Annotated in this window: 6 protein-coding genes, 1 tRNA gene, 1 rRNA gene and 1 pseudogene; 6 read left to right on the top strand and 3 right to left on the bottom strand. The window is 59.9% G+C overall.

The window, feature by feature from the left end:
- The first annotated feature begins 5 nt into the window (after positions 1-5).
- Together rrf and C7I36_RS15285 are read left to right on the top strand one after the other, a co-directional pair.
- Positions 6-120, top strand: a 5S ribosomal RNA gene (gene rrf, locus C7I36_RS15290).
- Between the two features lie 35 nt (positions 121-155).
- Positions 156-232 (top strand) — tRNA-Asp (locus C7I36_RS15285).
- 762 nt (positions 233-994) lie between these two features.
- Here the strand turns inward: C7I36_RS15285 and C7I36_RS15275 are convergent.
- The gene (locus C7I36_RS15275) at positions 995-1918 is read right to left on the bottom strand and encodes a LysR substrate-binding domain-containing protein (protein ID WP_106454550.1); all 924 of its coding nucleotides are present in this window, start codon (positions 1916-1918) and stop codon (positions 995-997) included.
- 299 nt (positions 1919-2217) lie between these two features.
- On the opposite strand from C7I36_RS15275, the gene maiA reads away from it, so the two are divergent.
- The 3 genes from maiA to C7I36_RS15260 all read left to right on the top strand — a co-directional run bounded on the left by maiA (position 2218) and on the right by C7I36_RS15260 (position 4709).
- A complete protein-coding gene (gene maiA, locus C7I36_RS15270; protein WP_106454549.1) occupies positions 2218-2859 on the top strand; it encodes a maleylacetoacetate isomerase in 642 nt (213 codons plus the stop codon).
- Between the two features lie 102 nt (positions 2860-2961).
- Positions 2962-3993: a cupin domain-containing protein gene (locus C7I36_RS15265; RefSeq protein ID WP_106454548.1), complete on the top strand. Its 1032-nt coding sequence runs from the start codon at positions 2962-2964 to the stop codon at positions 3991-3993.
- 14 nt (positions 3994-4007) lie between these two features.
- Positions 4008-4709, top strand: a complete 702-nt coding sequence (locus C7I36_RS15260; RefSeq protein WP_106454547.1) for a fumarylacetoacetate hydrolase family protein — start codon at positions 4008-4010, stop codon at positions 4707-4709.
- 120 nt (positions 4710-4829) lie between these two features.
- Here the strand turns inward: C7I36_RS15260 and C7I36_RS15255 are convergent, their stop codons facing one another.
- The gene (locus C7I36_RS15255; protein WP_106454546.1) at positions 4830-5528 is read right to left on the bottom strand and encodes an MsnO8 family LLM class oxidoreductase; all 699 of its coding nucleotides are present in this window, start codon (positions 5526-5528) and stop codon (positions 4830-4832) included.
- Between C7I36_RS15255 and C7I36_RS15250 the strand changes: the two are divergent.
- Positions 5499-5701 (top strand): annotated as a pseudogene (locus tag C7I36_RS15250) (ISAs1 family transposase); the annotation flags it as partial. The gene C7I36_RS15255 and the pseudogene C7I36_RS15250 overlap by 30 nt on opposite strands.
- Positions 5702-5991: 290 nt before the next feature.
- Here the strand turns inward: C7I36_RS15250 and C7I36_RS15245 are convergent.
- Entirely contained in the window at positions 5992-7905 is a 1914-nt protein-coding gene (locus tag C7I36_RS15245; RefSeq protein WP_219899673.1) for a TRAP transporter permease, read from the bottom strand.

Raw genomic sequence — 7905 nt, 5'->3', positions numbered from 1 at the left:
TAATGCCTGGCGGCAATAGCGTTGTGGAACCACCTGACTCCATGCCGAACTCAGCAGTGAAACGCAACCGCGCCGATGATAGTGTGGCAGCTGCCATGTGAAAGTAGGTCACTGCCAGGCACCCAATATAGTACTCCTGACTATACAGCTTTTGCGGAGCGGTAGTTCAGTTGGTTAGAATACCGGCCTGTCACGCCGGGGGTCGCGGGTTCGAGCCCCGTCCGCTCCGCCATCTTTAAAAAACCCTTAGCTAGTTGATAGCTAAGGGTTTTTTATTTTCTGCCTTCAGTAAAATCAACCTTTCTCATTCTGTCAAATCCGTCATCGTGACCAAATCGTGACCATTTGGTGACCAAACCCCAGTTTTGACCGGGGTTCAAAATGGCGGTAAATGCCTTTTTGCAGTTGCACAACAGCAGGCCTTGTAAAAGAACATGGCCGGCAAAACGTGCATGATTGCACTGTATCAGCTCCAGGTTTGGTTTCACTAACCCGAAGGCTGGATCTTGTTCATTGGCAACTTCGGAGAGAATATGGTTACCAATGCGTTGTTTTTGCAGAGCAGCTAAGGTGCTAAAGAAGCATATTTCAGGATGTCCGTTACCGCGTTAACCTCTTTCTTGCTAAATAACTGATCCTAATAGTGCAACATCGACCGGGTCCCGCACGCAGAAAACTGCAAATCATCCTGCCGGAGTATGAACCCGAGCCGATGGCTCTTTATGCGGTGTTTGCCCACCGCCAGTTGATGGCGAGCAAGGTACGGTATTTTGTTGATTTCATAGAAGGGTATTTTGGGGATCCTCCGTACTGGGATCAGTTCAAAATCTGATATGGAAAATGTTTTACCCAATCTATGCTTTTTTGTTTCCAATAAAAACAATATGTCAATTTTTATCGTTAAACCTGTGAAGAGTCTTATATCTGAAGACACATTTTGATACCGGTGGTTTTCTCAGCCAATGACAGCGTCATCAAGATGACAGATGTTATGTCACTGCCCCATCGCTGTATTGCTGTCTCTCAGGCATTGCAGCAGATCCAGGGTGAGGGGATCAGGATATGTTTCATCTCGCCAGCACATGCCCACATAGCCTTCGCCGCTGTCGAGGCGGATGTCGAGCGGTACCACCAGGCCGCGGCCGGTAAAGTGGCGGGCCACCCGCTCCGAGCTGACCGACAGCATGTCGCTGTGTTGCAGCAGCCAGAGGTTGCCCACCTGGGAGGAGGATTCCACCCGGTAGGGCGGCGGTTTGCGGCCGGCCAGGGCCAGGGCCATGTCCAGCTTGCTGCGGATGGGGGTGCCCTGGGGCCAGACTATCCAGTCGTACTCATAGAGATGGTCCCAGCCCAGCCCTGTCCGCCCGGCCAGGGGATGGTCGGGTCGGGCCACGATGCGCAGCGGCTCCTCGTATAGCATTTCGCTCTTCAGGCTGGCGCGGGGCTGGTAGTTGTCGAGCCGGCCTACCACCACGTCCAGCTTGCCCAGCTCCAGCTTGTCCAGCAGCGAGTTCATGGTGCTTTCCTGTATTTCCACCCGTGCCCTGGGGTGCTGGGCGATGAAGGCCATGATGGCCGCCGGCACGAAGCTGGGCGCCGAGGCCGGCGAGGTGCCCACCGCCACGGTGCGGGAACTGCCTTCCTGCAGGGCTTCCAGGTTGTGCTGGGCCCGGCCCATCTCGGTCACCATGCGGTGGGCATGGCCCACCAGCAACTGGCCCATGGCGGTGGGTCTGAGACCGCGGGAGTGGCGCTCGAACAGCGGCGAGCCGATATCTTCTTCCAGCTCCTTCAGCCACTTCGACAGCCCCGGCTGGGTGGTGTGCATGATGCGAGCGGTATCGCTCAGGCTGCCGGTGTCGGCCAGGTTGATCAGCAGGTGCAGGTGCCTGAGGCGCAGGCGGCGGGTCCAGTCCATTGAGCTATGCCATAAAATGTATGATGGTATCTCAAAATATCATTATTCGGTATGGGGTTCACGGACAATACTGTTGCTCAGAAGTTACGAGGTCCGTGTGCGAGACATTTATAAGAGTGATATTGCCGGACTGTACCCAGGGCGCCAACGGAGGGCCGCTCACACAGTCAGGATAGTGTGACGTGATATGACCGTCACGTCCTAAGGCGTGGGCGCGATGAAGCCGGACGAGCTGCTGGTGTGTGGCGTCGGTGTTCTGGGCGAACTGCACGTACGTGTTGTGTAAAGGAGAACGAAGCATGCAGCTTTACAGTTTTTTCAATAGCTCCACCTCTTACCGAGTACGTATCGCCTTGGCCCTGAAGGGCCTGGACTACGACTATCGGGGCGTGAACATCCGGGTGGACGAGCAGAAAGCCGACGGCTACCGGGCGCTGAACCCCTCCAAGGGGGTGCCGCTGCTGGTGGAGGATGACGGCACTGCTCTCAGCCAGTCGATGGCGATCATCGACTATCTGGATGAGACTCGTCCTGAGCCTAGACTGTTGCCCGCCGAGCCCCTGGCCCGGGCCCGGGTGCTGGAGCTGGCCAATGCCATCGCCTGCGATATGCACCCGGTGAACAACCTGCGCATCCTCGGCTACCTGAAAAACGAACTGAAGGTGAGCGAGGAGCAGAAGAACGACTGGTATCGCCACTGGATAGCCGAAGGCTTCACTGCGGTGGAAGCCCTGCTCGAACGCCATGGCCATGGTGCCTACTGCTTCGGCGAGGCGCCTACCCTGGCCGACTGCTGCCTGGTGCCCCAGGTGGCCAACGCCGAGCGCATGGGCTGCGATCTGAGCGCCTATCCCCGGATGATGGCGGTATACCAACATTGCCAGCGGCAGCCGGCCTTCCAGCAGGCGGCCCCTTCTCGCCAGCCGGACTTTATCGCCTGACTCGGTAGATTGGCTGCAGTTCTGTGACCAACTGCCTGAAAGACGACAACCGCTAATCGTATCGCGCGCCGGCCCGGCCGGCATCGCAAGGAGACAGAGAAGATGCATCAACTCGGAACCCTGGAAGACCTGCCCGAAAGCTACCGCCACGAGCTGACCGAACAGAACCTGGTGCCGCTGTGGCCCAACATGCGCGCCGTGCTGCCGCCCAAGGTGCCCAGCCGCAAGACCCGCACCCTGCGCTGGGGCTACGACGTAGTGCGCCCGCTGCTGCTGCAGGCCGGCGAGCTGACCCCGATGGAGAAGGCCGAGCGCCGGGTGCTGGTGCTGGCCAACCCGGGCCACGGCCTCAACAACATGCAGGCCACCCCCAGCATCTACATGGGGCTGCAGCTGATCCTGCCCGGTGAAACCGCGCCCAACCACCGCCACACCCCCAACGCGGTGCGCATCATCGTCGAGGGCGAGGGCGCCTACACCACCGTCGACGGCGAGCCCTGCCGCATGGAGCGGGGTGATCTGATCCTCACCCCCTCCGGCAAGTGGCACGAGCACCAGCACGAAGGGGACGGCCCCATCGTCTGGCTGGACATCCTCGACCTGCCGCTGATCTACCAGCTCGAAGGCTCCTGGGCGATGGAAGGCCAGCCCCAGCAGAAGACCCTGAGCCGGGACAAGTCGTTCGCCGACTACAGCGCCGCCGGCGTGGTGCCCAACCTCAACTTCCAGCGCGGCACCGCCGACGCGCCCATGCTGCGCTACCCCTGGAGCAAGACCCGTTCCTGCCTGGTGGAGATGGCCGAGCATTATCAAAACGGCCTGCTGCAGGTGAGCTACGTCAACCCGGAAACCGGCGCCAGCCTGTTCCCCAGCATCGGCTTCGGCGCCCTGATGCTGCGCCCGGGCGAGACCGTCACCCTGCCCAAGCGCACCACCGCCTGCGTGTTCCACGCGGTGGAAGGATGCGGCCAGCTGAGCGTGGACGGCGGCGAGCCCCTGGCCTGGAACGACAAGGACACCCTGTCCGCCCCCGGCTACAGCGACATTACCCTGAGCAACGGCTCGGCCGACCAGCCGGCCTTTATGATCACCGCCGACGAAGCCCCGCTGCATCGTTACCTCGGCATTTACTGATAAGGTTGAACAAGATGACTGCAAAACTGTTATTCCCCCCGAAAGCACCGACCCTGGCCGCCGTGGCCGGCACCGACGAACTGTTCCCGGTGCACCGCATCTTCTGCGTGGGCCGCAACTACCACGCCCACGCCGCCGAAATGGGGGTAAGCGTCGACAAGTCCACCCAGGAGCCCTTTTATTTCACCAAGCATCCGAGCACGCTGATCCCCTCGGGCAGCGAAATCGCCTATCCGCCGCAAACTGCCAATTACCATTATGAAATGGAGTTCGTGGTGGCCATCGGCAAGGAAGGCTTCGAGGTGAGCGAGGCCGAGGCCAACGAGCTGGTGTTCGGCTACGCCGCCGGCCTGGACATGACCCGCCGGGATCTGCAGCTGAAGGCGCGGGAAACCGGCCGGCCCTGGGATCTGGGCAAGGACTTCGAGGAGTCGGCGGTGCTGGGCCCCATAGTGCGCAAGGAAGAAACCGGCATCGTCGACAGCGGGGTGATCACCCTGAGCGTGAACGGCGAGGTCAAGCAGAACTCGGATCTGACCAAACTTATCTGGAACGTGCCGGAGATCATCGCCCACCTGTCCCGCTTCTACCACCTGCAGCCGGGGGATCTGATCTACACCGGCACCCCCGACGGGGTGGGCCCGGTGGTGGCCGGCGATAAGATCACCGGCACGGTGGCCGGAGTGGGCGAGGTGGAACTGCGTATCGCCAAATAACGACGGGGCCGGGTCATGGACCCGGCCGGATTCTGATTTTTGCAAAAGCACTGATACATTGGGCTTTGATGTTCATTGCCCTATCACCGTTTTTCCCTGTGGCTACCCAGCCTGATGTAATTAACAAATCGTTGGTTCTATAGCCTCATTTGCCACTTCCTCCGTGAAGTGGCTTTTTTTAATTTTGGCACGGCTCGATTTATCGGCCGTGGCGACCAAGAGCGGGTCACCCACGACGGAGCAGGCCATGGCCTGATCCAGGACTTGCTGCTCGGCGGCGGACAACCCCTGGAGGCAGCCCTCCTGCGGCCTGGGCAGTGGGCCAGGCCTGCCCTGATAGAGCGAATTGACCCAATGGAAATGGGAGCTGGCATGGAAATCCGCTTCTGCCGGGCTGTCGGCCGCGATGACATTGACGCCGGCGATAACATAAGGTCTCTTCAGCCTGGCGGATGGCTGGAAATGGTGACGGTAATGAGCGATCGCACTGGTCAGAAAGCGGGGCGCGAAGTGTGACGCGAACGCATAAGGCAGGCCCAACCTGGCCGCCAGATCGGCACTTTGCATGCTCGAGCCAAGGATCCAGAGGGGAACCTCATGGGCATCGGGAATGCCTCGCACCGGCTGCTGGCCGTTGTCCTGCAGATAGTCCGTCAGCATGCCAATATCCTGCTCGAAATCCCGTTCGGAAGCGTCTCCGCGCAAGGCTCGAATGCTTGGCCCTGCCGCGCCCGCCGCGCGCCCAACTCCCAGGTCAATCCGCCCTGGATGCAGGGTGTCGAGGGTGGCGAACTGCTCGGGCACTATATCCGTCAGCATTGGCGGATAGAAAGTGTCAACATTACATTCTGGATGTGGTGTTCAACGAAGATGCCTCACGGATTGCCATCGGAGATGCGATTGAAAACATGGCGTTGTTCCGACGGTTTGTGATGAACATCCTCAAGCAGAGCGAATGTGGTTCACCGAGTCAGCGCAACAAGCTGAAGTGAGCTACTTGGAACGACGGATATCTGGTCCAATTATTGTTTGGTTAAATTTACAGCAAATCGGGCTCCCGCCCTGGTGCGCTTATGTCGATTTTTTGAGGTGTTGTAGGGGCGTTTTTTGGATATGGCGGCGTTAGGTGATTTGGTTTGATTTCGTGGGCTGTGGTGACTGTCCCCACACATGAAATAATTTCCTGCTATCTAAGACAGCCGGAGGTACAGGTTCGCTGTACCTCCGGCATGTTTTATTTAGATATAATCTTTCATTATAAAATGGACATCGTTCCTGTCGTTTACTTAATTACCAGGACGCATTTAGACCTGTAGTAACCGAGTCCCAGTACTACCAACATGATCAACAGGCCGGCTGCCTTGGCGGGTAGGGCCAGAGACAGGCCACCCATGTCCGGCAGTATCAGCAGTACACCTGAAAAGATGAACAGTGCGCGCATGGCGATGCCCTGCCTGTGGTTCAGGTAGCCGACGAAGCCCACCGAGATGCACCAGACCCCGAGCAGGGCGCTGACCACCGCCAGAGCGATTTCCCCGGGTCCGCCGATCATCAGCAGCGGTGGGGTCAGCACGAACAGGAAGGGCACTATATACGCGGTCCAGCCCAGGCGCATGGCGGTAAAGGCGGTCTTCATCGGATCTGCCTGGGCGATACTGGCGGCGAAAAAGGCGCCGATGGCGATGGGCGGGGTGATCATCGACATCATGCCCATGTAGAAGATGAACAGATGCGCGGCAATCGGCTCTATACCCACCTGGATCAGCGAGGGAGCCACCAGCACCGCCAGCAGCAGGTAGACTCCCACCGTTGGCATGCCCATGCCCAGCACGATGCAGACCACAGCGGAGATGGCCAGCAGCAGGAACAGGTTACCCTCGCCCAGTTGCACCAGGAAGTAGGTGAGGCCGAAGCCCAGACCGGTGATGTTGAGAATGCCGATGATAAAGCCGGCGGCGGCGGAGATCATCACGATGTCCACGATCGACTGGCCGGTCTCGCAGAGAGAATCCCAAACATCACGCAGCGACATCTTCTTGCCCTTGTAGCCGCGTACTACCCCGACGATAAGTGCCCCCAAGGCACCGAGCAGGGCAGCGGCTTCGGGCCGCATGTTATAAAAGAACAGGGCGGCGATGATGGCGGCGAAGGGGACGATGAAGATCCAGCCGTTGCCGAAGACTTCCCTGCCGGGCGGGATCAACTCCGGGCTGACCTTGGCGATCTGCTCCTTGGCCGCTTCCAGATCCACCTGGATGAACAGCGCCACATAGTAGAGGACGGCCGGGATCAGCGCCGCCAGCACCACCTCGGCGTAACTGATTTGCAGGAATTCCGCCATCAGGAAGGCCACGGCTCCCATCACTGGGGGCATGATCTGGCCGCCGGTGGAGGCCACGGTTTCGATGGCTGCGGCGGTATGGGGGCGGAAGCCGCCCTGTTTCATCATACGGATGGTGATCACGCCGGTGGCGACGATGTTGGATACCACCACGCCGGAGATGGAGCCGAACAACGCGGAGCCAACGGTGGCGATCTTGCCCGAGCCGCCACGAGAACGGCCCATCATCGACATCGCCAGATCGTTGAAGAAGTCGGCACCACCGGACTTCAGCAGCAGCTGGCCGAACAGCACAAATCCGATAACGATGGTAGCAGCCACTCCCAGGGTCAGGCCCAGCATGCCGTTGGTGTCGATGCCCAGGTAGACCACCAGCCGGTCCAGCCCCACTGCGCGGGTCTGCAACGGGCCGGACAGGTGATGGCCGACTAGCGCATAGCCGAGGAAGGCCAGCACCACCAGCACCAGGGTCAGGCCCACCACCCGGCGCAGCCCTTCCAGCACCACCACGAAGAACATTGCCGACAGCACCAGCGCCTGGGCCGGCATGTCGAGCTGGTGTTCCACCAGATAGGGGTACTGCACCGCCAGGTAAAGGCCGCCCCCCAGGCCGAGTGCCGCCACCAGCAGATTGAGCCGCCGTTCCAGCGTGTGCTCCTCCCGTTTGAGGAAGACCAACGCCAGACTGGCGCCCAGCACCACCGCCAGATACTGTTCGGTATAGATTGCGATGCCGAGCCGGCTGAACAGATCGGTGGCGTAGACGATGGCCGCCGCCGCGATCAGAAAGCCCAGCAGGGCGCGCAGCACCGGCAGCACGCCGGCTTCATGACCTTGTTGTTCCATGGTACTCAT

The organism is Zobellella taiwanensis (genome assembly GCF_003012795.1).
Taxonomy (GTDB): domain Bacteria; phylum Pseudomonadota; class Gammaproteobacteria; order Enterobacterales; family Aeromonadaceae; genus Oceanimonas; species Oceanimonas taiwanensis.
Note: the sequence above shows the minus strand (reverse complement) of the source record. Positions and strands in the feature narration are given on the sequence as shown.